The organism is Thermanaeromonas sp. C210 (assembly GCF_013167955.1).
Classification (GTDB): domain Bacteria; phylum Bacillota; class DSM-521; order Neomoorellales; family Neomoorellaceae; genus UBA12545.
In genome coordinates this window covers 364,358-388,438 of sequence record NZ_BLWF01000003.1, presented here as the reverse complement: position 1 = coordinate 388,438, position 24,081 = coordinate 364,358, and the positions used below count along the sequence as shown (strand labels likewise).

General features: G+C 52.5%; 26 protein-coding genes and 1 pseudogene. 13 read left to right on the top strand and 14 right to left on the bottom strand.

The genetic code is table 11. The features are described from left to right. Positions 1-66: 66 nt before the first annotated feature. The 4 genes from TAMC210_RS09350 to TAMC210_RS09335 all read right to left on the bottom strand — a co-directional run bounded on the left by TAMC210_RS09350 (position 67) and on the right by TAMC210_RS09335 (position 4,775). Positions 67-1,575 carry a glutamate synthase-related protein gene (locus tag TAMC210_RS09350; protein WP_173298540.1) on the bottom strand — a complete coding sequence of 503 codons (1,509 nt, stop codon included), beginning with the start codon at positions 1,573-1,575 and terminating at the stop codon, positions 67-69. Further along, a complete protein-coding gene (locus tag TAMC210_RS09345) occupies positions 1,557-2,663 on the bottom strand; it encodes a class II glutamine amidotransferase (RefSeq protein WP_173298539.1) in 1,107 nt (368 codons plus the stop codon). Before TAMC210_RS09345 ends, TAMC210_RS09350 begins: the two co-directional genes overlap by 19 nt. 31 nt (positions 2,664-2,694) lie before the next feature. Continuing rightward, positions 2,695-4,032: a type I glutamate--ammonia ligase gene (gene glnA, locus TAMC210_RS09340; RefSeq protein WP_173298538.1), complete on the bottom strand. Its 1,338-nt coding sequence runs from the start codon at positions 4,030-4,032 to the stop codon at positions 2,695-2,697. Positions 4,033-4,175: 143 nt separating this feature from the next. Beyond that, positions 4,176-4,775, bottom strand: coding sequence for an ANTAR domain-containing response regulator (locus TAMC210_RS09335; RefSeq protein ID WP_173298537.1), 600 nt, complete (start codon positions 4,773-4,775; stop codon positions 4,176-4,178). A gap of 246 nt (positions 4,776-5,021) precedes the next feature. Between TAMC210_RS09335 and TAMC210_RS09330 the strand changes: the two are divergent. Continuing rightward, positions 5,022-5,309: pseudogene (locus tag TAMC210_RS09330) on the top strand (hypothetical protein); the annotation flags it as partial. A 554-nt stretch (positions 5,310-5,863) separates the two neighbouring features. Then, a complete protein-coding gene (tnpA, locus tag TAMC210_RS09325) occupies positions 5,864-6,184 on the top strand; it encodes an IS66 family insertion sequence element accessory protein TnpA (protein ID WP_173298535.1) in 321 nt (106 codons plus the stop codon). A gap of 478 nt (positions 6,185-6,662) precedes the next feature. Here the strand turns inward: tnpA and TAMC210_RS09320 are convergent, their stop codons facing one another. Next, positions 6,663-7,352: a hypothetical protein gene (locus TAMC210_RS09320; protein WP_173298534.1), complete on the bottom strand. Its 690-nt coding sequence runs from the start codon at positions 7,350-7,352 to the stop codon at positions 6,663-6,665. 268 nt (positions 7,353-7,620) lie between these two features. Between TAMC210_RS09320 and TAMC210_RS09315 the strand changes: the two genes are divergently transcribed. From TAMC210_RS09315 to TAMC210_RS09295, 5 genes are all read left to right on the top strand, one after another. Further along, positions 7,621-7,911, top strand: coding sequence for a UPF0175 family protein (locus TAMC210_RS09315; protein WP_173298533.1), 291 nt, complete (start codon positions 7,621-7,623; stop codon positions 7,909-7,911). Further along, a complete protein-coding gene (locus TAMC210_RS09310) occupies positions 7,895-8,377 on the top strand; it encodes a DUF3368 domain-containing protein (protein ID WP_173298532.1) in 483 nt (160 codons plus the stop codon). The genes TAMC210_RS09315 and TAMC210_RS09310 overlap by 17 nt, the downstream gene beginning before the upstream one ends. 263 nt (positions 8,378-8,640) lie before the next feature. Beyond that, positions 8,641-8,814, top strand: coding sequence for a hypothetical protein (locus TAMC210_RS09305; protein ID WP_173298531.1), 174 nt, complete (start codon positions 8,641-8,643; stop codon positions 8,812-8,814). After that, the gene (locus TAMC210_RS09300) at positions 8,811-10,421 is read left to right on the top strand and encodes a recombinase family protein (protein ID WP_173298530.1); all 1,611 of its coding nucleotides are present in this window, start codon (positions 8,811-8,813) and stop codon (positions 10,419-10,421) included. Before TAMC210_RS09305 ends, TAMC210_RS09300 begins: the two co-directional genes overlap by 4 nt. Next, the gene (locus TAMC210_RS09295) at positions 10,378-11,253 is read left to right on the top strand and encodes a hypothetical protein (protein ID WP_173298529.1); all 876 of its coding nucleotides are present in this window, start codon (positions 10,378-10,380) and stop codon (positions 11,251-11,253) included. The genes TAMC210_RS09300 and TAMC210_RS09295 overlap by 44 nt, the downstream gene beginning before the upstream one ends. Before the next feature lie 472 nt (positions 11,254-11,725). On the opposite strand, the gene TAMC210_RS09290 is transcribed toward TAMC210_RS09295, so the two are convergent. Beyond that, positions 11,726-12,421 carry a hypothetical protein gene (locus TAMC210_RS09290; RefSeq protein WP_173298528.1) on the bottom strand — a complete coding sequence of 232 codons (696 nt, stop codon included), beginning with the start codon at positions 12,419-12,421 and terminating at the stop codon, positions 11,726-11,728. A 222-nt stretch (positions 12,422-12,643) separates the two neighbouring features. Here TAMC210_RS09290 and TAMC210_RS13655 point away from each other — a divergent pair, with 222 nt between their 5' ends. After that, positions 12,644-12,877: a DUF996 domain-containing protein gene (locus tag TAMC210_RS13655; RefSeq protein WP_173298722.1), complete on the top strand. Its 234-nt coding sequence runs from the start codon at positions 12,644-12,646 to the stop codon at positions 12,875-12,877. A gap of 213 nt (positions 12,878-13,090) precedes the next feature. Here TAMC210_RS13655 and TAMC210_RS09280 read toward each other — a convergent pair whose 3' ends face one another. From TAMC210_RS09280 to TAMC210_RS09265, 4 genes are all read right to left on the bottom strand, one after another. Continuing rightward, positions 13,091-13,399 carry a DNA adenine methylase gene (locus tag TAMC210_RS09280; RefSeq protein WP_173298721.1) on the bottom strand — a complete coding sequence of 103 codons (309 nt, stop codon included), beginning with the start codon at positions 13,397-13,399 and terminating at the stop codon, positions 13,091-13,093. Positions 13,400-13,423: 24 nt separating this feature from the next. Continuing rightward, a complete protein-coding gene (locus TAMC210_RS09275; protein WP_173298527.1) occupies positions 13,424-13,564 on the bottom strand; it encodes a hypothetical protein in 141 nt (46 codons plus the stop codon). 486 nt (positions 13,565-14,050) lie between these two features. Next, positions 14,051-15,256, bottom strand: a complete 1,206-nt coding sequence (locus TAMC210_RS09270) for an LUD domain-containing protein (RefSeq protein ID WP_173298526.1) — start codon at positions 15,254-15,256, stop codon at positions 14,051-14,053. Next, positions 15,253-16,305 (bottom strand): (Fe-S)-binding protein, encoded by a 1,053-nt coding sequence (locus TAMC210_RS09265; protein ID WP_217267338.1) that lies wholly within the window; start codon positions 16,303-16,305, stop codon positions 15,253-15,255. Before TAMC210_RS09265 ends, TAMC210_RS09270 begins: the two co-directional genes overlap by 4 nt. Positions 16,306-16,689: 384 nt before the next feature. On the opposite strand from TAMC210_RS09265, the gene nadE reads away from it, so the two are divergent. The 5 genes from nadE to mqnC all read left to right on the top strand — a co-directional run bounded on the left by nadE (position 16,690) and on the right by mqnC (position 21,741). Beyond that, on the top strand, positions 16,690-17,418 hold the full coding sequence (nadE, locus tag TAMC210_RS09260; protein WP_173298525.1) for an NAD(+) synthase: 729 nt from the start codon (positions 16,690-16,692) through the stop codon (positions 17,416-17,418). 412 nt (positions 17,419-17,830) lie between these two features. Beyond that, positions 17,831-18,715, top strand: a complete 885-nt coding sequence (locus tag TAMC210_RS09255) for an MTAP family purine nucleoside phosphorylase (RefSeq protein ID WP_173298524.1) — start codon at positions 17,831-17,833, stop codon at positions 18,713-18,715. A 13-nt stretch (positions 18,716-18,728) separates the two neighbouring features. Next, positions 18,729-19,829 (top strand): aminofutalosine synthase MqnE, encoded by a 1,101-nt coding sequence (mqnE, locus tag TAMC210_RS09250; RefSeq protein ID WP_173298523.1) that lies wholly within the window; start codon positions 18,729-18,731, stop codon positions 19,827-19,829. 24 nt (positions 19,830-19,853) lie between these two features. Continuing rightward, on the top strand, positions 19,854-20,702 hold the full coding sequence (locus TAMC210_RS09245; RefSeq protein WP_173298522.1) for a menaquinone biosynthetic enzyme MqnA/MqnD family protein: 849 nt from the start codon (positions 19,854-19,856) through the stop codon (positions 20,700-20,702). Continuing rightward, positions 20,683-21,741, top strand: coding sequence for a cyclic dehypoxanthinyl futalosine synthase (mqnC, locus tag TAMC210_RS09240; RefSeq protein WP_173298521.1), 1,059 nt, complete (start codon positions 20,683-20,685; stop codon positions 21,739-21,741). The genes TAMC210_RS09245 and mqnC overlap by 20 nt, the downstream gene beginning before the upstream one ends. 1 nt (position 21,742) lies before the next feature. Here the strand turns inward: mqnC and TAMC210_RS09235 are convergent, their stop codons facing one another. The 4 genes from TAMC210_RS09235 to TAMC210_RS09220 all read right to left on the bottom strand — a co-directional run bounded on the left by TAMC210_RS09235 (position 21,743) and on the right by TAMC210_RS09220 (position 24,070). Then, entirely contained in the window at positions 21,743-22,027 is a 285-nt protein-coding gene (locus tag TAMC210_RS09235) for a DUF3343 domain-containing protein (protein WP_173298520.1), read from the bottom strand. 30 nt (positions 22,028-22,057) lie between these two features. After that, positions 22,058-22,936: an ATP-binding cassette domain-containing protein gene (locus TAMC210_RS09230; protein ID WP_217267337.1), complete on the bottom strand. Its 879-nt coding sequence runs from the start codon at positions 22,934-22,936 to the stop codon at positions 22,058-22,060. Further along, entirely contained in the window at positions 22,902-23,708 is an 807-nt protein-coding gene (cbiQ, locus tag TAMC210_RS09225) for a cobalt ECF transporter T component CbiQ (protein ID WP_173298518.1), read from the bottom strand. The genes TAMC210_RS09230 and cbiQ overlap by 35 nt, the downstream gene beginning before the upstream one ends. 68 nt (positions 23,709-23,776) lie before the next feature. Further along, complete coding sequence (locus TAMC210_RS09220) at positions 23,777-24,070, bottom strand: energy-coupling factor ABC transporter substrate-binding protein (RefSeq protein WP_173298517.1); 294 nt, start codon at positions 24,068-24,070, stop codon at positions 23,777-23,779. Positions 24,071-24,081: the final 11 nt, after the last annotated feature.

Here is a 24,081-nt window from a genome sequence, read left to right as displayed (position 1 = left end):
CCCGAGGCCGGCCTAAGGGTACCCCGGTGGATTTCTACAAGGCTCGCACGGGCCGGGAAGGCCCCCCTACATACCCTCTCCGGCATGCTTGACCCCCAGAAGTCTTAGTTCAGTCTCCTTCAGGCCAACACCCCGCAAGTGGAGCCGGTTACCCCGCAGGCTATCGAGGGAATTGATGCCCATCCCGCCGAGCATTTCCTTGATTTCATGGGACCATCCGTGGAGCAGATTGTAGAGCCTTTGCGCCCCTATTTCCGGATTTATACGCCTGGTCTTGTATGGGTCCTGGGTGGCAATGCCCCAGCTACACTTACCGGTGTAGCACCTTTGACAGAGATGGCATCCCAGGGCTACCAAAGCCGCAGTGGCAATATAAACCGCATCGGCTCCCAGGGCAATGGCTTTTACCACATCGGCACTGCAGCGAAAACCGCCGCCGGCTACCAGGGAAACCCGATTGCGGATACCCTCTTCCCGCAGCCGCTGGTCCACGACGGCAATAGCCAGTTCTATGGGGATGCCCACATGATCCCGGATCATCAGAGGAGCAGCGCCGGTGCCGCCCCGGAAACCGTCAATGGCGATAATATCGGCACCGGCCCGGGCAATGCCGCTGGCAATGGCGGCCACATTGTGCACAGCAGAGATTTTTACCGATACGGGTTTCCGGTAACGGGTGGCTTCTTTCAAGGTAAAAATAAGCTGTCTCAAGTCCTCAATGGAATAAATATCATGATGGGGCGCCGGGGACAGGGCGTCTGTACCTTCCGGAATCATGCGGGTGGCTGCAATAGAGGCCGTAATTTTCTCCCCCGGTAGATGGCCCCCGATACCCGGTTTAGCACCCTGGCCGATTTTGATTTCAATAACCCGGGCAGCATTGAGGTACTCGCTGTGGACCCCGAAACGCCCCGAAGCCACCTGGACTATGGCATGGTCGGCATATTCGTAGAGATCTTCGGGCAGCCCACCTTCTCCCGTGTTAAAGAGGGTACCGTATTCCCTGGCGGCCCTGGCCAGGGCTTCAAAGGCCTGGTGGCTGATGGCACCGTACGAAATTGCCGAAAACATAATGGGGGTTTCCAGGGCCACCAGGGGCGGCTGGCCGGACGCATCGCCCTCGTCGAGGGTGACACAATCCGGGCGGCTGCCCAGATACGTCCGGAGTTCCATGGGCTCCCGCAAGGGATCGATGGAAGGGTTGGTGACCTGGCTGGCATTGAGCAGCAACCGGTCAAAGTAACCGGGAAAAGGTTTATCGTTCCCCATGCCGGTAAGAAGGACACCCCCGGTAGCCGCCTGCTTGTTAATGTTATGAATATATTCCGGCGTCCAGTGGGCATTAGCTTTATAGGGCACCGGGTTTTGTTCGATACGTAAAGCCCTGGTAGGGCAAAGGCAAACACAGCGCTGGCAGGCTACGCAATTATCCTCAATAGTATAAACCCGGTCCTCTTCCGCGTCGTATTGCTGGGCTTCAAAACCGCACTGGCGGACACACACCAGGCACTTGATACATTTTTCTTCATCGCGGATTACCCTGAATTCAGGTGGGTTCATGCTGATAGGCGGCATACACACTCCTCCTCCAGTTTACCGAGGACGGGTTCACCCCCCGAGGGGTACCATACCCGCTCCAGCTCTGGACAGATCTCCCTTATGGCCGCCTCTTCGCTGGCCACATAAAGGGTTGCGCCGTGTTCCCCGGCAACCAGAGGCCGCAGCTTTATGCGGTCGTTTAAAGCCATCAATCCCCCAGGGAAACCTACGATTATAGAGAAAGGGCCATTAAGGAGGAGGCTCCCGTAAACCACCCGTAACCGGCGATAGAGTATTTGCCTCGGGGGCTCCATTCTGTCAATTTCCTGCCAGAACGGCGGTGCCAGTACCTTAGCCGCCACTTCCATGGGCAGGCCGTGCCGCCTTACTAACAAATCTACGGCATAAGCAATAACTTCGGTATCCGTTTGCAGGGTAATTTTATAGCCGAACATCTCCAAAAACCGGCGGTTAGCTCCGTAGGAAGAAATTTCTCCATTATGGACTACCGACCAATTTAGAAGGGTAAAGGGGTGAGCTCCTCCCCACCAGCCCGGCGTATTGGTGGGAAAACGGCCGTGGGCGATCCAGGTATAGGCCTTGTATTCATCCAGCCGGAAAAACTCGCCGATATCTTCCGGGTAACCTACGCCCTTAAAGGCTCCCATATTTTTTCCGCTGGATATCACATACGCGCCCGGGATGGCGTCGTTGATGTGCATCACTAATTGGGTCATAAAATCTTCTTCGTCCTCTTGGGCCTCTCTTATCTTGGACAGGCGCGGTACCACGAAATACCTCCACAGCCCGGGAGCCTTGTCTATTGAGCGGACACGACGAGTGGGAATGCGGTCCTCGGCTTCAATATGAAAGTTCTCTTTGAGCAGGTCTTCTACCTGGTAGCGGCTGTGCTTATCATCGAAAAGCAGGTGCAGGGCGTAATAATCTTTGTGTTCCGGATAAATGCCGTAAGCAGCAAACCCGCCGCCCAGGCCGTTAGAGCGTTCATTCATCAGGGCAATGGACTCTATAATGCGTTCTCCCGTCTCCCGCCTGCCGTCGCGGTTAATAAAGCCGCTGAGGGCACAACCGGCGGGAATCCGCCGTTTACCTTCCCGATACATCTATTTCCTCCTTCCCGAAAGCGAGCACCCGTTAGAACTTGGTAAGGTACCGCTCTATCTCCCATGGGTGCACCGTCGTCCGGTACTGTTCACATTCCAGCCTCTTGGCCACCATAAAACGCTCATAAATATGGCTTCCTAAGGCCTCCTTGATTATCTCGTCTTTCTCCAGTTCGTTCAGGGCCTCTTCCAGGGTGGACGGCAAAACGCCTATACCTTCTCGGGCCCGTTCTTCGGAAGTCAAGGCATAAATATTCTTATATACGGGGGGAGGGGGTACCATCCGCTTTTTAATGCCGTCCAGTCCAGCTTTAAGCAGGACGGCAATGGCCAGATAAGGATTGGCCGAAGGATCGGGATGCCGCACCTCTATACGGGTGGAGGGCCCTCGTTTAGCAGGAACACGTATAAGAGGACTCCTGTTCCTGGGCGACCAGGCAATGTAAACCGGAGCTTCATAGCCGGGTACCAGGCGCTTGTAAGAGTTGACCGTGGGATTGGTAATAGCCGCCAGCGCCCGGGCATGAGCCATGATGCCGGCTATAAACTGATAAGCTATTTCGCTGAGCTCCAGTTCTCCCTGGGGATCATAAAAGGCATTCTGCCCATTTGAGAAGGAGAGAGAAATGTGACAATGCATACCGGAACCGTTGATACCATATATGGGTTTAGGCATAAAAGTGGCATGGAGGCCGTGACGCTGGGCTATAGTCCTCACCACAAATTTAAAAGTGGCAATGCGGTCGGCCGTGGTTAAAGCATCGGCGTATTTAAAATCGATCTCATGCTGTCCCGGAGCCACTTCATGGTGAGAAGCTTCAATTTCAAAGCCCATCTGTTCCAAGGTTAGTACCATATCCCGGCGGGCATCTTCTCCCAGATCTATAGGAGTAAGATCGAAATAGCCGGCCCGGTCGTGGGTTTCCAGAGTAGGACGCCCGGACTGGTCGGTATGGAAGAGAAAGAATTCGGCCTCGGGCCCTACGTTCAGGACAAAGCCCATCTCCTCAGCTTCAGCCAGTACCCGCTTCAAAGTATTACGAGGGCAGCCCGGGAAGGGAGTGCCGTCGGGGTGATAAATATCGCAAATAAGCCGGGCTACAGTCCCCTCATGGGGCCTCCAGGGAAAAACGACAAAAGTATCCGGATCAGGATAAAGATACATATCCGATTCTTCAATACGGACAAAGCCTTCAATGGAAGAACCGTCGAACATTAATTCATTATTTAGGGCCTTAGGGAGCTGGGTTACTGGAATGGCTACATTTTTCAATACACCCAATATGTCGGTAAACTGCAGCCGCACAAATTTGACTCCCCATTCTTCCGCCTGCTTTAAGATTCTAGCCCTCTTTTCCTTGTCATTCATAGGAGAAACCTCCTTTTGTAATTTATTGAAAGAAAAATTAAAAGCGTCCCCGCAGAAGGTAATTACGTTTACCTTTCTGCTTAGAGGACGCCGTTGCCCTTAAATGAATAAACTATAAAAACTAAAACTACGCGATAAGAGTTTTATTTTTTATGCTGTTCCTCTTTTTGCAGGTCGTGAGCCACAATTATAGCCTCGGCGATAGTTTTCATGGGAACACACCTATCCATACTTTGCCGCTGGATGCGGCGATAAGCCTCTGCTTCTGTTATACCTAAAGTCTCCATAAGGATTCCTTTCGCCCGCTCAATAAGCTTGCGGGCAGCCAGAGTTTCTTTTAATTTGTTTACTTCTTCTTCTAAACGGGCCAGCTTTTCATAGTTAGCCAGGGCCGCTTCTACAGCCGGTAAAAGGGCGTTTTCCTGCACTGGTTTGATCAAGTAGGCAAACACCGGAAAATCCCGCGCTTTACTGATGATATTGCGGTGCCAGGAGGAAGCCAGCATAATAATGGGCGCTACTTGTTTTTCATTGATGAACCTCGCAACCTCCAAAGCACCGGTTCCTATTAGTTCACTATCGAGAATGACCAGATCGGGGTGCAAGGTATGAATTAACCTCAGGGCTTGGGAACCGTCCTGGGCCGTTCCCGCTACCAGATACCCTTCCCGCTGCAACACCTGCCTCAAAGACTGAAGGGATGTCTGGTCGGCCGATGCCAGAAAAATCCTGGGCTGACGCACTGAAGGCCCCACCTCTACAATAAATACCGATAACATCGCCACCCCTTTGCGGCCAGTCTAGGACACCATTGCCCTGTTGCTTTATCATTATAGGTTAAGGTAGAGGCAAAAACAATAGGTTAAACCGCTGAATACTGTATTATGAAAAAGATTTTCGTATTATAAAAACCCCTCACCCGGGCAATTTCTCCATCGGCGGGCATATATTGTCCTAGAGAGGTTTTGCAGGTCAAAAGGGGGATCCGTATGCCTCAGGGGAAATTACGAAAGGTCTTTCCTGGCGGTAACACTTGTTACGGCTTTTACTCTTTTTACGATTACATTATCGAACCGGATGCCACGCGCATATTTGTGGTCAAAGGCGGGCCTGGAGTGGGCAAATCAACCTTTATGCGCAAAATCGGAGAGACCATGCTGGCAAGGGGGTTTGATGTGGAATTTCACTGCTGCTCCTCTGACAACAATTCCCTCGATGCTGTAGTAATACCCGGCATAAAAGTAGCCCTTATCGACGGCACGGCCCCGCACAGGGTCGTGTCTATCCAAGAAACAACGGACAAGCCTTCGAAGTAGTGGTTTTTAAATAAGGTTTGCGGCGGTTCCTAATTACCGGCATCTTTCAGCCAACGGCTGAAGGATGCCGCTTTTCCCCCGCCGGACGGTCGCTGCGTAGGCGCGACGGTCCTGCGGCCTTTTTCTCACGCCGCCCGACCATCAGAAGCGGCGCGAGTGGCGTGACCTGCAACTATGTCAGCACGGTGACTTATCAGTATACTTACATCTCTACATAACAGTATATTGACATGTATTCATGTCAGCATACTGATATGCCAGTACGGTGGTAAGCCATATTACCAACTTACCACCATATTGACTTACATACGTGCTTTTATGTTGCTATGTAGACATGCTTCATGTTTCCTTCCGTTTTTCCATCTCAAAAACGTGATGACAGACCGGCGGCGCAAGCATCCGGCGGCCATTCTCACGCCGCTCAATGTAAGCGTCAAATATAACCCACCTTGGCATTGTGCTCGAGTTTAAGGGATAATCTTCCTCAGAAAACTAACTGAGGAGGATTTCCCCTTATGACCAGAGCCGAATTACAGCAACTGTGGGAAGCTCGTATAGCCGAATACAGGGAAAGCGGGCAAAGCGTTAAAGAATGGTGCGCCTCCCATGAGGGCATTAGCCCCAGGCAGTTATGGTACTGGCTGCGGAAGTTTAAGAACCAGACCACAGCTCCCCCGGAGAGTTCCAACCGGTGGCTGCCAATAGAAATAAGCGAGCAAGGTTCCCCAGAACAGTCCCTACTGGTCAAAATAGGACTGGCCAGCATCGAGGTAAGACCCGGCTTTGACCCGGCCTTGCTCATCCAGGTAGTACGGGTGCTGGTAGGCTTATGCTAAACGAAGTTAGCATCGACCGGGTTTATCTCGCCTGCGGCGCTAGACCCGGCAGAAGTTTACTATGGAAATGGCTAAGACATATTATGCCAAATATGGAATCTAAAAAATTTGTTCATAAACTATTCCATGCTACTATTAACCAAATTAGGTTTATCTTTCCACGCTTAAAATTTTAAAAATCTTCGATAGAATAATTTGCTATAGCTTAGACTTGCTCAATCTAGCTCAGAAATAATAAGGAAAATAAAAAATCATCCTAAGGGGAACCCATAGAAAATAATTTCTATGGTGTGTTACCTCTCTTCAATTTTTGTCCCTTTAATACGGGCAAATGATACCCCAAATTTTTTGTATGCTACTCCAATAGGCTGAAATTATTTCTATACCGGTCAAACTTCGGGCGGGGTGCCTGCGTTTTCCTGCAGTTTGCCGAAAGAAGCGGTGCTGCGAAAAGGGCGGCCTTCACGTCCAGTATTTCTCACGGATTTTCACCCCTTCCAAGGACAGCTCTCGTAAGCTCCTGGACTTCCCCCGCGGGGGTTTCGAAGAGGTGCCGCAATTCGGAATTAATTCCAGTATAAGGGCTTCTCCAGGGCAATAAGCCCTTCCATGCCCTCAATTGGCCTGCCAACCACAGGTACCGGTCGAGTTCCCGAGTGGTCACGGGAAAATCCAGGGCATCCTTCAACGCTGAAAAGCCCGCCGCAAACTGCTCATACGAGAGCCCTTCCCTGCCCTTCCCATTCAAATGGTATGTGAGCATCTTAACCGCATATGAGTCGTAAATCGGGAATTGATTCGGATCAATAAAAAAGTGGGCGAATTTGGATGCAAAACTCCGGAACGTCCATGTTATGTGCTTTGACCCCCTGACAAATTTCACCTTTGCCAGCTCCTCTACGAGGGCGGGAGTAGCCGGTAACGTGGTATTTCCCAAGACGCTGCATAAGTGTTCGGCCACCTCTACTACGGCGTAAACCTGGGTTCCGTAGAGGGCGTTGACGGCTGCCGCTTTGAGCAAGATCGATTTGAAATCGAAGTCCGGAAAAGACCGGGCAAGGGAATCCAGCGCCTCATCCGTCGCCTGCCACCCCTTGCATTTCTGGTATAATTGCAGGGCAGCTTCCATCTGCCGGCGTTCAAGAAGAACGGCCGGTTTTTTAAACATAACTCATTTCATCCCCTTCATTTGTCACTGTTGCCCGGGAAGCTGTTTTGGGCTTTAGCAGTCTTTCTGCTCGGCTGATGTCTATGGCTGTCCCAATCATCGTTATTCTCTATTGACTTCCTGCCTGCCATAAGCAAGCCTTACAAGCTGTTACAGATTTTTTCAAGATGACAATATCACAGATGGACTATAATAAACATAAAATTGAGGATGTGTATCTCTCTATGGTATGATTTTGCTAAAGTTGGTATTACCGGGAGGCGCTAAAATGCCGGACCAAACTATAAGGATTGATCTCGAGTTGCCAAAAGAACTGTTCATCAAAGGCCGGGCATCGGCTCAACGGGTAAAAATGGAGGCCTTGAAGAGGCTGGTGGCAACCTTTTACGCAGATGGGAGTTTATCCCTGGGCAAGGCGGCGGAACTGGCCAACGTTTCCAAACAGGAATTCCTCGATTTCTTGGCCGCACATAACATTCCTCTCAATTATGATCTCGACGAGCTAGAGGAAGACTTGGCGACCGTTAAGGAGTTTTTGCAAAATGAAAGTGGTCTCTAACTCGACACCACTTATTGCTTTAGCCCGGATTAAGCAAGTAAACCTCCTGCATGCCGTATTCGGACGAATTATTATTCCTCAAGGTGTATACAATGAAGTGGTATTACAGGGAACTGAACTTCCCGGTGTGAAAGAAATCAGAGAAGCTACCTGGATCGAGACCCTCCAAGTACAAAACGCTCTGGCGGTTTCCTTACTTAGAACCGACCTTGATCGGGGAGAAGCGGAAGCCATCGTTTTAGCCAAGGAAGTTAAGGCGGATTATCTTTTAGTTGATGAGAAAAAAGCCCGACGTATCGCCAGAAACTCGGGCTTAAGGATTATGGGTACCTTAGGCGTTGTGGCGCTTGGTGTAAAAAAGGGGTTATTGCCTGCTATTGATCCAATCCTCGATAGCCTGGAACAGAATGGGTTCCGCTTTAGCGAAAGGGTAAGAACAAAAATTAAGGAAGCAATTGGGAAATAAACTGACGGCAGAAACGTATACCAGCCCCTTCACCAGCAAGGTGAAGGGGTTTTTGTTGTCTCCGCCTTGCCGTCTCGACGGCCCAAGGCTTAGAAATGGTAATTATTTCTCCCCGGGTCGTCCATAGACACCTCCAGCATAAACTGAATTAATGAAAAAAGTGCAGTTATTTGCTTGATAATTGGAATCTGCTTCGAGTACCGGTAGGCTTAGAGGTGGAAGGGTTTTTACCCGTCACCGGGCCTTAATAGGAGGTGGGGGCCATGGCAAAGCGGGAATTTGAGGTGATCATAACCCGCAGCGGCTCCCAGGATGAACGTGAACAAGCCTACCGGAAAGCGATTCGCTTTCTTTTGTTCCGCCTTCCTGAACAGAGCAGGAAATTCTCGCAAGCACGTCAAAGTAAAGTTACGCTGAAGGAGGGACACGGAACGTGAGCGCTGCACTGATATATTTACGAGTGTCCACTGAGGAACAGGCCGAACGCGGCTATTCAATTGCGGCGCAGCGGGAGGAATGCAGGGCCAAGGCCCAGGAATTAGGCGCAACTGAAATAACAGAATTTGTAGACGAAGGGGTCTCGGGCTCAATCTTAGAGCGCCCCGCCCTGGTGGCGGCGCTGGAAAAGCTTAAAACCGGCGGCATCCGCTGGTTTATTTGTTTAGATACCAGCCGTTTGTCACGCAGCGTGGCACACCAGCTTTTATTGATTGACGAGATTAAAAAAGCGGGAGCGGAGCTGATTTTTGTCAACTCCAAGTTTACCGACACCCCTGAAGACCGTTTTCACTTAACTGTACTTAGCGCCGTTGACGAATACGAACGCGCCAGGACCAGGCTCCGCTCCTTGATTGGCAAAAGAGCCAAGGCAAAAGCGGGAAAACTTACTCACAGTCCTGGACTGTACGGCTATGAATTTGATAAAGAAACAGATACCCTCCATATTATCGAAGAAGAGGCTAAAATTATAAGACTTATGTATCAATGGTTCACTTCTGAAGAAGACGCCAGTCCTTATGAAATAGCGCGGCGATTGAATGCCATGGGCATCCCTAGTCCCAAAGGCAAACAATGGGCCAAACAAACGGTCAAACGTATTTTAGCCAATAGCGCTTATGCGGGCATCCTGTATATCCGCCGCTATGATACTAAGGACGTCAAGTTCAATAAATATAAGCCGCCTGAAGAAAGGGTAAGCCGAAAAGAAAGGCCCCGCGAAGAGTGGGTCCCTATTTCTGTCCCCGCCATTGTTGATAAAGAGACCTGGGAGGCAGCCCAAAAGCGTTTTGAGAACTCTCGAAGGCGCTGGCGCAGCTACAGCGCTTACCCTTATCTTCTTTCGGGCCTTATGCGCTGCGGAAAATGCGGCGCGACTATACACGGGAATCTTGTTACGTCAAAAGGAAAGAAGAGGGCTTATTACGTCTGCACTGCGAAATCGCCAGGCATACCGGGTCGGGAACGCTGTAAATCCCAATATCTTAATGCTCCGGAATTAGAAGAAATCGTTTGGGAAAGAGTCTCAGGTTGGCTGACAAATCCGGAAAGGCTTCGCGCAGAGCTGCATGCCGTTTTCCCTGACGAGACTGCCAAAGCTTTGGAAATCGAGCTTGCCACCACCGAAAAAGAATTGGTTCAAGTCTCCAAAGAACGGTCACGGGTAGCGACCATGTTCCAAAAAGATTTGATACCGGAAGTTGAAATGGAACAGCGGCTCAGGGGAATAAAGGAGCGCTGGGAGTACCTGTCGCGCCGCCGGGAGCGGATTTTAAGGGAACTTTCCCGGCACGACCTGGCGGCGCAGGAATTGGAACGGTTAGAAGAGCTTGCTGCCCAGGTCGGAGATGCTCTCGACACTCTTTCTCTTGAAGAGAAAAAGCGCCTGGTTAATCTCTTGATTGAAGAGATTACTGTTACCGGGAAGCGCATTGACATCAAAGCCAAAATTCCCGACACTATACCCGAAAACGTAGCCATTCTCGAAACTGCTGCTGCGGGCAATGGTTTCTACGGTAGACACGACGCTGCACATCGTCGATCCTAAGAATCCCGGGGCTGTGGATGAGATTGTTCACCTTGGTGACTTCTGGGACGAGGAACAAATGCGGCAGCACAAAGAGGAGATCCTGGAAGCCAATGCCCGGGTAAAACGTCTCTTTCGTATAGCCTATAGTGCCCTAAAGGAGGCCAAGGTGATCCGTGATGAATGGGAAGATTATGTGGCGGAATGCACTAATCAGGCGTTAGTCAACCGCGCCGAAGCCCGGCTCTTAGAAGCCGTATTTGACGGGGTCGCAGCCCGGTACGATCGACCTCCCAAGGCCCGCCACCTCTTTGCCACTGCCATCACCCCGGAAGGAATTGTAACCGGCAATGTAGAGACTTTGCTCCACGAGGTTGACCGCATTTATACTGTATCCGGAGAACCGGGCTCGGGAGTTACCAGGATACTCGAGCGGATCGCTAACACCGCCCTCAGCAAATGCCTATTTACGGAAATATACCACTGTCCCTTTAACCCCGATAACTACGATCTCATTATAATCCCGGAAATTAAAGTGGCGGTCATGAATGTAGAACCACCCCATACCTTCGATCCCTCTCCCTTCGGCCACCTCATAGCTATGTCTATAAATCTAAACGGGTACATTGATAAAAAGAAACTCGCTATATATACCCACGAAATGTTAAGCGCCAAATTCCGCTATCAGGCCTGCCTGGACCGGGCAGTGGCCTACATCCGCCAGGCCAAACTTACCCACGACTACATGGAGAGCTTCTACATCCCGGCCATGAATTTCGACGCCATCAATGCCAAGCGGGAAGAAATACTGGCCCGTATCTTGAAATATGCGGCCGAGTTCAACGCGGCGTGAACCGGCAGCTAACAACATAGGGAGCTTAGCTCACCCGAACTTGCTCCTCCCCAGAATATGGCAGGGGGTGGCCTTTTTTTAAGTACGGAAGGAGTGCCGGTGTGACTGTAATAGGGATGTACCCGACTAAAACTAGCTGACCGTTCTTTTCGTCTAGGGTCATGCTATTGATTGCTCTAAAAGCGGATCAATAGTCGGCGGGTTTACAGGGGGTGGCTGGCGCTCAAGACGATTTGTAGCCACGATTGCCTGCCAGCTCATTGCATGGACATATGGCAGCCGGCCCCATCTCCTGGTATCCGGCACGTCAGCCAAGGGATGGCACGTCTAAACCATATGATTATGGTAAGGGTAGCGAAGCGCCTGCTCCATCCTCGCCGGTAGTGGTAGGGCTGAAATGGTACCGCTCCGCCACCTCCGGCGGCAGATAAACATTAAACTAAAACAGGATGGGAAAATGCCAATTAAGCCGCTAATCTAGATAAAAAGAATGGATGAGCCTTATCATTTCCACCCTGTCCTCGTCCTTTATTGTTCCATTTACGAGACTGCCGTCGTTTTTGTTGAAATCGAAGATTAAATAACCTCCATCTTCCACTTCAAACCAACCTTCCAGCGTGCCTTCTCCATGACGGCTCTCGGGTTCTTTGTATTTGGCCCGGTATTTTGCCAGGACATCTCCGGCGGTATCTCCCACCTTTGCCCCCAGGTCAGTTTTAAAGTCCGGGCTATAAACCATTATGTCCAGTACTTTTGAGGAATCCCTGCCTATCACAATATCTATTCCCGCATCATACTTCCATATATACTGCCCTTCGCCGTAATAGGCCGGTTCTTCATTAAGGGTTTCCTGGTATTTATTTCCGAGAAGCCTTAGCACGTCTTCCCGGGTATCACCCAAATGAATACCTGCTATACTGGTCCTGGCAGCGGATTTGTCTCCCTGTCCGGATGCCGGGCTTTGTACCGGGGTGTCCGGACCTCCAGTTGGAGCCTCACCCAGGGTATCCGATGGTAACGGGTTTTTGCTTGCCGAATCTACCTGCCCGGAGTTCGTATTCGATTCCGGAGGGTTACCTGCACCCTCTTCCTTCTCCGCGCAACTGCAACTGATTAACGCCAGGGATAAAATAGCGATAAGCACTATTAACAGGATTTTGGACCGCATCGATCGTTATCAGCTCCTCCACTAATCATGGTTTTAAGTTTTCCTCTAAAATTGATAGACGCCTCCGGCTCAAAAAAGTTCCCTTAAAATCATAACAATATATACCATATTTACATGTTGGGGACTTTTTTTCCCGGCAGCCGGGCCATCTTGAAAGATAGGCCGGTGATCTTAGAAGCGTTTGAAACTAATAGCCACATAGTATAAAGCCCGACAAGGGTCATAGCCGCCTACTTCCAGTCCTGCTCCCTGAAAGGAGCGGGTGCGCGCCTGCAGCACAAGTGGTTTACCTGGGCCGGGCATGCCCTGTTCTGGGGGGCGGTGCTCAGCATAATCTTCGGCCTCGGCGCAGTCATCATAATTATCGGTGCCATTTTCACGGTCATTGCCTTTTTGACCATGCCGGTCACTGTGCCGGACGCGCCGTCGCAAGGTACACGAACCCCTTCTAGTTAACGCCCACACGGACGCACAATGAAGAGGACGGTCTGGGTCCCAAGGAGAGGAGTTTCGTGCACGAACTCCGGCAAGCCAAGAATTTAGGAATCGCTAGCCTGGCAGTCATACTGTTTTCACCCGTACCCTATGCGGGGGCGATCTTGTCTATTTCCGGGCATGACGACATCCCCCAAAAAGAGGATCTTTTCCCGGGACCAACACCAGCAGAGGTCACTCATAATTTCTAATAACTAATTCCGTTACCGGCCCCCTCCGGTCGGGCCTGCAGTTTATGGCCCGCCTGGCGCAGACCACCCGGATATCGCATGCCGAATAGAGCTCACGTATGAAGGGTGTATCTGAATTGCTGAGCATTACCAAACAGCCACTTCTATCTAGTTCTCTAAATACGGCCGCCAGTCTCTTCTGGTCCTCCGGCCCGAAAGCGTCCGGAGTGTAGCCCGTAAAATTGGCCGTCTCGGATAAGGGGTAATAGGGAGGGTCGAAATATACAAAGGCACCAGGCCGGGCGAACTCCAGCGATCCCCAGGAAATCGCCCAAGACTATCTGGCCAAGGCCGGCCTTGAGGCCAGGCCGCAGGGTTCGTACCCTCCCACCTGGCTGATCCTTGCGCTGACCGTCTTGTTCTGGCCCGTGGGGATTATCCTGGCCTGGATTTCGCCCGCCTGGAGGCTCAGAGACAAGATTATAGCCACCCTCATACCGGTAATTGTGTTTCTGCTTTTCGTTATGTCCTTCTTTGCAGTGACCACTTCAGTAGGAGAAGTCCATAAACTGACTCCGCAGATACAGGTTGAAACGGAGGTAGAAAGATAAATGGATGGCGTTGCCGTGCGCAGTATTTTTGGAGTCCTCCTAACGATTCTCTTTTTTGCTTCCTCCCTTATTTCAGCTATTTACCTGGCGGTCACGAAAAAGCCGGGGTACTAAAGGCTTAGAGAAACCCCGGCATAAACCCCAGCTACCCACAAGGGCCGGCTCGCCTTGAAAGGTTAGGAGCTTGACGGTTGGTTATGTTTGTTCGGCCGCGACCGGGGCAGCCCTGGTGAACCAGTCGCGGATTCCCCTCCAGGAGCTCCTGCCGGAAGTTCCGCGGGCTTTACCCAGCAAACCGCGTACTGGTCCCCCGTCAAACACTTCGCCAATTCCGACCACCTTCCTTAGCCCTCCTAGTAAGCAAGGGCGGCTATCCGCCGGCGCAATTCGGCGATCATTGAAGGGACGTCAATGCTTACCGGGCAACGTTCCACGCAACGGCCGCAGCGGAGACAAGTGTAAATCAGGGGCGCCGCGTTCTCCAGACCTCCGGCCACAAAAGCCGTCCATATAGCCCCTATTCCCCCCAGATAACGATAACCGAAATACCCGGCGGTGAGTTGGAATACCGGGCATTCGTACATACAACCCCCGCACCTTAAGCAGTACAGTCCATGTTTAAACAAGGGATCGGCGGCCATTTCACTCCGACCGTTATCCACAAAAATAACGTGCAGCTCCCTGGGCCCGTGAGCACCATAAGTAGTTACTTTTTCGATATCTCCCGTCTTGCTGGGCCCGCTGATTATATTTACGTAACCGGGAACGGGGTAGTTAGCATAACGCCAGGTGACTTCCGCCACCTTCATGGCATCCTGAAAAGTGGGCACCACTTTTTCGATACCCACCAGGGCTATATGCACCGGGGGCACGGCAGTGCATAAACGGGCGTTGCCTTCATTTTCGATAATGACCAGGGCCCCGCAGTCGGCGGCCACCACGTTGGCACCGCTAAGGCCGAAATGGGCCTTAAAATACTTTTCCCTCATAAATTCCCTAACGGCCCCCACTTCGGCAGCAATATCCGGGGGGATTTCCCGGCCGAAGAACTCGGTGAACACCTCCGCAACCTGCTCCCGCGGCACATGGATTGAAGGAGAAACAATATGCATAGGCCTTTCATGGCGCAACTGCAACAAAAACTCCCCTAGATCTGTTTCCCAGACCTCGTTGCCTTTTTCGAGGAGGTACTCCCTTATTTCCAGTTCTTCCCCCAAAATACTCTTGCCCTTTACTACTATCTTGCCCGTACCAATGATGTCAGCCACCAAGTTTAAAGCTTCTTCGGCCGACCTGGCCAGATAGGCACGTCCATGGTTGGCCTCAATAGCTTCCCTGGCCCGGGCCACCAGGTCATCCATGCGTTCAACGGCCGATTGCTTGATGGCGCGTACTTCCTCTGCCAGCCCGACAGTATGGGGAAAACGTTTGAGGGCGGCTGCCGTGTTCTCCCGGTAAGATTTGACGGCCCTGGCCAGGGCCAGCTGGATATTGGGATCGTTGGAAGCCCTATTAAGCTCCGTCGTATACTTTTGAAAGGCGCGTGCAAGACTCCTCACTCGGCCATCCCCCTGTACATAAACTCGATGATATCCTGAATCTCTATGCTTCTTTGTCCCTCCCGCCGGGCTTTGTCTAGGGCAGCCAGGCAATAAGGGCAGAAGGTGACCACTACATCGGCTTCGGTACTCATAAGTTCATCGAGCCGGCGCGCAGCTATCTTTCCGGCCAGTTCGGGAAACAGCACCTTACCCGGCCCGCCGCAACAGGTGGTCCATCGCCGGTTGAACTCCGGCTCTATCAAGGAAACTCCCTTTATCCTCTTAAAAATTTCCCTGATCTCTTCTGTGATACCCAGTTCCCTGGCCATCCGGCAGGAATCGTGTACCGTGACCCTTCCATTAAAGGACGCGACCAGCCGCCCGGGGGCGCTGTTACACAAATCCCAAAGGGCTTCGGTGAAGGTTTTTACCTCGTAATGGAAATCCTCGATTATGCGGGGATAAATGAGCTTAAAAACTTCGGCCGAATGGGGTGACAAGCAGATGATGGTCCTGGCCCCGGTCCCTTTAATTAACCCGGCCAGCTTGCGGGCGTGGCGGCGTAAGTCATCCATGAAGCCATACTCATAGAGCAAGGCGCCGCTGTAAAGCTCTTCTTCGCCCAGGTAACATATTTGTAGACCCATCCTTTGCAGGACCGCCGCGGCTTGTCGGCTCACGTTCCGGTAGCGCTCCCTCTGTCCTGAAAGCACACCGGCAACGATCTTTTCCGGGTTAACCCCCACCCTGTCCACTAGGTTGCGGAAACCCATCATCAGGGAGAAACCCACACTGCCTTGGTCCACCTTGGTGAGCATGTCGACCAGGCCGTCGATATAGGGAACCAATTGATATTCCCCGCCGGTGTATAAAAGCACTTCCCCTTCTCGGGGCAGGTTTAAGTCGCTGGCCCAACCGGCAATTTCTTTACCAGAAAGACCGAGGGGATTGCCATATTTGATAATATTACCCCTCACAACCTCTACCGTGGGCGGTAAACGATACTGGCTGCTTTCTCCCCTTAGCTTTAACGCCATTTTCTTCACCTCGATTAAATACCTCTTCAACCCTCCGGCGTCCTCTAAAGAAACAACAAGGGCCGGCGCTTCGAACTCTGCTTAAAGCAGTAAGACAAGTATTCGACGCCGTCCCTAAAAAGTCCTGGTATGTCGTCAAAGTATTTTGTGCACGTAAATACGGCCCTTGGCCCTAGAATCCCTGTTTTAAGCCCCGAACCGCCAAACCGGGCGGCCGCGAGGATTTATTCCGGTAATTGCTGCGCGGGCCCGTATTTCCTAAAATCAAACCACCGGCTCTACGGATGGTGTGGGAGCCACCCAAACCTTGACTTGGGGCGGCGGAGCGGTATAATAAGAACAGGCAACGAGGCCGCGGTACTCTTTGACACTTTTAGGGACGCCGGCCTTTTCTTATTTTTGTGCGATAGGGTGATGGGTGTGGAAGAATTAGCCGGCAGGTTGGTTTCCTGGATCCAGGAGAAAGTGCATGAAAGCGGCTGTCAAGGTGTAGTACTGGGGCTAAGCGGGGGCCTCGATTCCGCAGTCGTAGCCGCCCTCTGTAAACAGGCCTTCCCGGAAAATAGCCTGGGCTTGATCATGCCCTGCCATAGCAATCCCCGGGATGCTGCCGATGCCGAACTGGTGGCCCGAAGCTTGGCCCTCCCCACTAAGACGGTAGTCTTGGATGGAGTTTATAACGCTTTGGTAGAAGCCTTAAGGGGCAGCCCCTATGTTCCCGGCGAGCGCTCCCTTGCCCTGGCCAATATTAAGCCCCGCTTGCGCATGACTGCCCTCTACTACTGGGCCAATCAATTGAACTACCTGGTGGTCGGTACGGGCAACAAAAGTGAGGTTACCGTAGGCTACTTTACCAAATACGGCGACGGCGGGGTTGATATTTTGCCCCTTGCCAATCTGGTAAAGGCCCAAGTACGGGAGTTGGCCCGCCATCTTAACATTCCGGAAACAATTATTAACAAGCCCCCTTCTGCCGGTTTATGGGAGGGTCAAACCGATGAAGGCGAAATGGGGCTAACCTATGCCGTGCTGGACCGCTACCTCCTCACCGGCGAAGCTCCCCCGGCGGCTGCCAAGCGCATTGACGAGCTTATAGCCCGAAGCCGGCATAAGAGGCAGCTTCCGGCCACACCTCCCTTTTAAAGCCCTTTTACGGCCGGCGTAACCCCTACGGTTGCCGGAGGGAAGGAAGCCGGGAAGCGAGACCGTGCAGGGCTGAGCTATCCCCACTTTTTAGCCATGGGTGATTTAGTTTCCCCTCGCACCAATAGCCTCGCGGGCCGATACTGGTTCTCAATTTTGCTATGCCGGCGGGGTTCCCGGCTCATTGGATTTCCGCGTTTCAGGGGCCGGTTGCAGGCCTCTCCGGCCTCGACCCCGCCCCCAGCCTTAATTCCCCAAAAGATCTGTGTTCCGTTTGGCTCAAGTCGTTCGCTTACGAGCTAAATCACGCTCTTAAAAACCGGGGATAACTCAGCGACCAAAGCCATTGACAGGACCTCTTGACGCCGCGACAATAAAAGGGGTACAGTAACTACTAAAGAGGAGAGGTCATATGAGCTGTACGCAGCCGACGGAGATACCGCAGGTGCCCATAGCCTTAATTGGAGGTTCAGGTACTTTTTCCCTCCGTCTCCCCGAAGACCTGGCTTGGCCGGGCGTGGAAGTATTAGAGGACGGATTAGTTTACGCCACCCCGTGGGGGCCAAGCCCCGCCTTGAAGCTCTTCTCCCTACCCACAACTCCTCCGCGGCTGGTGCTAACGGTCAAAATGCACGGCCGGTTACCGGGAGTTTCCTGGGGAGAGGCTTCTCGCCGCCTATTCTGGGTTTTGCGCCAGGCCGGGGTCAGAAAAGTCGTGGCCGAAGGTGGAGTGGGAAGCATCAATCCGCTCTTAGATCCCCTGGATATCGTCGTCCCTACTGATTATATAGATTTTTCCCAGCGGCGAGATGTGGCCCTGGGCGAGGACTATTTGTGCATAATGCGGCGGCCCATATGCCCTTCCCTGCATGAAACCCTGGTCAGGGTAGCCGGGGCCCAGCCCCTGAACCGGGTTTTCAGCCGCGGGACATATCTGGTTACCGAAGGCCGCCATTTTGAAAGCGAGGCGGAGATTAAAGTCTTCCGGCAGTGGGGAGCCGATATTGTGGGTCAGACATTATGTCCCGAAGTGTACCTTGCCCGGGAGATAGGCGCCTGTTTTGCGGGTATTTATCTGGTGGTCAATTATGCCGAGGGTACGGTCAAACCCTGGGAACACAAAGTTTTAAAGGACATTTTCTTTGAAGGGGCCGAACCCTTCGCCCGCCTGATCTTGCAGGCGTTGATGGAAATCCATCTGGATTCTTCCTGCGGATGCCGGGAACTGCGCAAGGACACCCTGCTACGGCCGGAAAATATCGGCCGTGCCCGCCGCCGGGGGGACAACTCTCAGTAAAGAGGGGAAAGGCATGCTGGAGGAAGCCATCCTTAAAGGTCCTTTAGGTGATATTGCTGAGAAGGTGTTCCAGGGGGAGAGGTTAAATCGGGAAGACGGTCTGCGGCTAATGGAAACCAACGATCTTTTAGCCATAGGCTATCTGGCCGACTACGCCCGCCGCCGGAAGGTGGGCGACGAAGTGTATTTCATCAACAACGCCCACATTAACTACACCAACGTCTGCCGCAACCTCTGCCGCTTCTGTGCCTTTGGTAGAACCCCCGACGCGGAGGGCGCTTACACCTTAAGCCTGGAAGAAATAGCCGAGAAAGCCCGGCAATTTAAAAAATATAATCCCACGGAAATTCACATTGTAGGTGGGCTTAATCCGGAAATTCCCTTTAGCTATTACGAAAACATGCTGAGAATAATAAAAGAAATACTTCCCCAGGCCCATCTGCAGGCCTTTGATGCAGTAGAAATAGCTTTTCTGAGCGAAATATCCGGTTTGAGCCTTAAGGAAGTTTTAGTGCGCCTGAGGGAAGCAGGTTTAGGATCTTTGCCCGGTGGTGGAGCGGAGATCTTTAATCCGGAGATACGTCAGAGAATCTGCCCCCGCAAGATAAGCGGCGAGCAGTGGCTGGAAGTTCACGCCGTAGCCCACAGTTTGGGAATCCGCTCTAACGCCACCATGCTTTACGGGCATATTGAAAGCCTGGCCGACCGGATAGACCACTTGCTGGCCCTCCGCCGCCTCCAGGACGAAACGGGAGGCTTTCTCGCCTTTATTCCCCTACCCTTTCACCCGTCCAACACCGGATTGTCCGAACTCCCTCCGACCACCGGTTATGACGATTTAAAAACCCTGGCCATAGCCAGGTTGCTTTTGGACAACTTCGACCACATAAAGGCCTTCTGGATAATGCTTACCCCCAAGATGGCCCAAATTGCCCTGAACTTTGGAGTCGATGACCTCGATGGTACGGTGAGGGAAGAGCGCATCGCCCACGACGCCGGAGCTGAGACTCCCCAATATCAACCGGCGGAGGAGTTCTTGCGTCTGATACGGGAAGCAGGAAGGGTTCCGGTGGAGCGGGACACCCTTTATAACATAGTACGCCGCTACCCCTAAAATTAATCCCAGGAGTGGAACCGGATGAGCCGTCCACGCATAGGCAGGATCAGTTACATTAATTGCCTGCCTATTTTCTATGCACTGGAAGAAGGTCTGGTAAAGATTCCGGCGCAGATAGTTTACGGCCATCCCAGCGAGTTAAACCGGGCTTTGACCGAGGGCCATATAGAAATCAGTGCCGTGTCGTCCTTTGCTTATGCCGAGCAATGCGACAAATTCCTGGTACTCCCCGACCTGTCCATTTCTTCCTGGGGGCCGGTAAAAAGTGTGGCTCTGCTGAGCAAAGTGCCCTTGCCGGAACTAGCAGGCAAACGGGTTTCCCTTACGCCCTATTCGGCCACCAGTGTGGCTTTATTGTCCATCCTGGTGGAAAGATTTTATAACCTTCAAGTAAAGTTTTTTACCCGGCCACCGGGCACTTCTCCCTGGTGGTCGGACCCGGAAGCCACCCTCGTTATCGGCGATGAGGCCCTGTTGCAAGTCAACCGCCAACAGGGGTTATACATATACGACTTGGGCCGGGAGTGGCAGCGGTTTACCGGCCAACATATGGTATTCGCCCTGGTGGTGGTGCAAGAAGAATTCGCCCGAAGTTCTCCCGGCCTTTTAAAAGAAATATGGCAGGGCTTAATGGCCGCTAAGGAATGGGGGAGGCAGCATCTGGCCTTGCTGGCTTCCCAGGCTTCTTCCCTTACCGGATTGCCCCTTCCAGACCTTATAGACTATTTCCACCACCTCCAGTACGATTTGACACCGAAACACCTGGAAGGGCTGCATACTTTTTATCAATATACCTACCAACAGGGATTGCTTCCTGCTCCCGTTAACGTCAAATTGTGGAGGGCAGAAGATGAAAAGGATAACGGCTAAAGTCCAGGCGGGCGAACGGTTGACACCCCAGGAAGGGCTGGAACTCTTACGTTCGGCCGATCTCTTGCTCCTGGGTCACCTTGCCGATACCGTCCGCAAGCGCCTTCACCCGGAGAATATAGTGACCTTTGTGATCGATAGAAATATCAATTACACCAACATATGCACTTGCGGCTGTCGCTTCTGTGCCTTCTACCGCCCGCCGGGACACCCGGAAGGCTATTTCTTAAGCAAGGAAGAAATTTTTGCCAAGATTGAAGAAACAATAGCTGTAGGCGGGACGCAAATCCTAATGCAAGGCGGTCTGCATCCGGAGCTATCCCTTTCTTATTTTGAAGACCTGTTTAAGAGCATTAAAGAACGTTATCCTATAAAGCTCCATTCCCTTTCTCCAGTGGAGATAGATTACCTGGCCCAGAAGAGCGGCTTGAGCATTGAGGAAGTTCTGCGCCGCCTCATAGCCAGCGGTCTGGACTCCCTGCCGGGCGGCGGAGCGGAGATTTTGGTTGACCGTGTACGCCAGGTAATAAGCCCCCGCAAGACCAGGACGGAGAGGTGGCTGGAGGTCATGGCTACAGCCCACCGGTTAGGCCTTAAGACTACGGCTACCATGATGTTCGGGAGCCGGGATACCCTAGCCGACCGTATAGCCCACCTGGAAGCCATTCGCTCTTTGCAGGATAAAACCGGGGGCTTCACCGCCTTTATTCCCTGGACTTACCAGCCCGGAAATACCGCCCTGGGAGGTACAGCGCCTACGGCCCTGGACTACCTCCGTACCCTAGCCGTAAGCCGCGTCTACCTGGACAATGTGCCCAATATCCAAGTTTCCTGGGTGACTCAGGGACCCAAGGTGGCTCAGATAGCCTTATCCTTCGGCGCCAATGACTTCGGGTCCACCATGCTGGAAGAAAACGTAGTCAGGGCTGCGGGAGCTCATCACCGCTGCTCCCAAGGGGAAATTATCCGGGTGATTAAAAATGCCGGCTTCCGGCCGGCTCAGAGGGACAACGTCTATAACATCCTGCGGTATTTCTGATTTACTCTGGGGGAGGGCACAGTTCCTGCACTTCCACAATTTTTTCTACCAAACCCCTTGACTTGATGGCCCTTACCTTTTTTTCTATCTTTACAGAAGAACGCAGCACAGGCAGGACCTTTTCTTCTTCCGCAGTTTCGACCTCGAGGGCCAGACCGCATAAAGAGCTGAGCTCTCGGGGCATGGGTATTAGCTGGCCCTGTAACCCCGCTTCCTTCAAAGCCCTCTCCGCACTCAAGGCATAATAAGTTGAAGGAAAAGTGAAAAGAGTAACCTCGCGGCCCACCTTAACACCTCCGTTTTATATATTATAGCACTACCCCTTGGCTAGTTTGAGCATCGGCCCGGGGGCTTGGGAGGCCGAGGGAAGGCAGGCCCAAAGGGCTTCTTTACAGCGGGGTGGCCTAGGCCCTAGGGACCAACCTCTCTTTTGGAGCTCCAGGTACACCTCCAGTATCCACGGTAAAGTCAACCCGGCTTCCTGGATCATTTGAGACTGGAGAAATACCTCTTCCGGCCGCCCTCCGGCCAGCAATTGCCCCGATTTCAGGACAAAAATCCGGTCGGCCCAGGAGTAAGCCAGGTCTACATCATGGGTGGAAAGGACCACCGTCTTCCCCGCTCGATTAATTTCATCCATCAGACCGATAACCTGACTGCTAAGGTAAGGATCGAGGGAAGCCGTGGGCTCGTCTAAGATTATCACCTCCGGTTCCATGGCCAGGACGGCTGCGATACAAACCCTCTTTTTTTGTCCATAGCTCAGGAAATGGGTGGGCTTATCCGCCAGGTCCGTTATGCCGGTGGCAGCCATCGCCTCTTCTACCCGCCTCTTTACTTCGTCCGACGGCAGACCCACATTTAAGGGGCCAAAGGAGACCTCCTGGAATACGCTGGCCGCAAAAAGCTGGGAGTCCGGGTCTTGAAAAACGATCCCCACCTTCTGGCGCAAACCGGCCAATGAGGAGCGGTCATAGTGGACTTCCTGCCCTTGCCAGAATATCTTCCCCCGCCGGGGCCGAAAAATACCGTTAAAATGCAAGAAAAGGGTCGACTTGCCCGCCCCATTAGGGCCCAAAACGGCCACTTTACTCCCCCGTTCTATCTCTAGAGAAAGGCCCCGCAAAGCGGCGGTTCCATCGGGGTAGGTAAACTCAAGGTCACGGGCGGCCAAAATAGCCTCCAAATCCTTCACCTCCGCCGTACCGGTCCAGGACTACCAGGAACACCAACCAGAGAACAATAAGGAGTATACGGCGCTTGGAGAAGCAGTAGGCGGGCTCCAGCACCCTAAACTCACCGTCGAATCCCCGCGCAAGGAGGGCGGCATTCAGCATTTGTGACCTCTGAAAGCTTTTTAGAAACAGGTTGGCGACCAATTGGCCTAGTGACGATAAGGATCTGCACCACGAGCTGTATCCCAGCCGGGAAGCTTGGGACACATACATACTTGCAGCTGTCTCCCATAACACAAAAGTAAAGCGATAGACCAGGGCCATCAGTTCCAGGAAAAGGGACGGTATCCCCACCCGGCGGAACACCCGCATAATTTCTGTTACCGGTGTAGTAAGGGCCAGGAAGTAGAGACAGGAAACGCCGGAGAGGACGCGTAATAAGAGCCTCCCCGCCCTGACCACATCCTGCCCGGCTATTCCTACCGTTAAACTTCCGATGCTCACGCTGTAGAGCATCTCCCGAGATCCTTCCCACGTCACGGTAATTACTAAGGCTATAACGCCGGCCGCTAAGAAAGCAAGGGGTATCACCAGCAAGCGGAGGTAGAAGCGGAGGGGGACGCCGGCTACGGCGACCAAGAGCCAGGCCGTTAAAGCCAAGATGGCTAGAGAGGTCCACAGGCACCCGGCGTTCAAAGCCAGGACCAAGGTGCCTACGGCTAGGGCCACTTTTTCTCCCGGGTGGACCTTCCGCCATTTATTGCTGTAGGCGTATCGCTCTATACTAAGCATACTCCGGTCGCTTCCTTGCCGGGTCTCGGTAAGGGTCCCGCCCCCGGGAATAACCTACGCCCCTGGTTCTACCCCTGTCTTTTCTCACTTACAGCCTTGCCCTTCAGGTAGCCCAGGTAGTAACAAACAAACCCACTGCCCAGCGCCGCCTGCACTGCAAACAGGAAACTCTCTACCTCGCCGCTGGGGGGTTCCCATAAAGAGGAAAACCAGGGCTGATATCCGGGCTGGACCTCCCCGATAATTTCTTGGGCCTTCCCGTCGGCTCCGGCGAAGTCGGCTCCTTGTTGAACAATAAAGGGGGTTAATATTAGCGCCAAAGCAAGTAAGAGGAGGATAACATTCTTGTGGGTTATATTCACCTGCTTTTCCC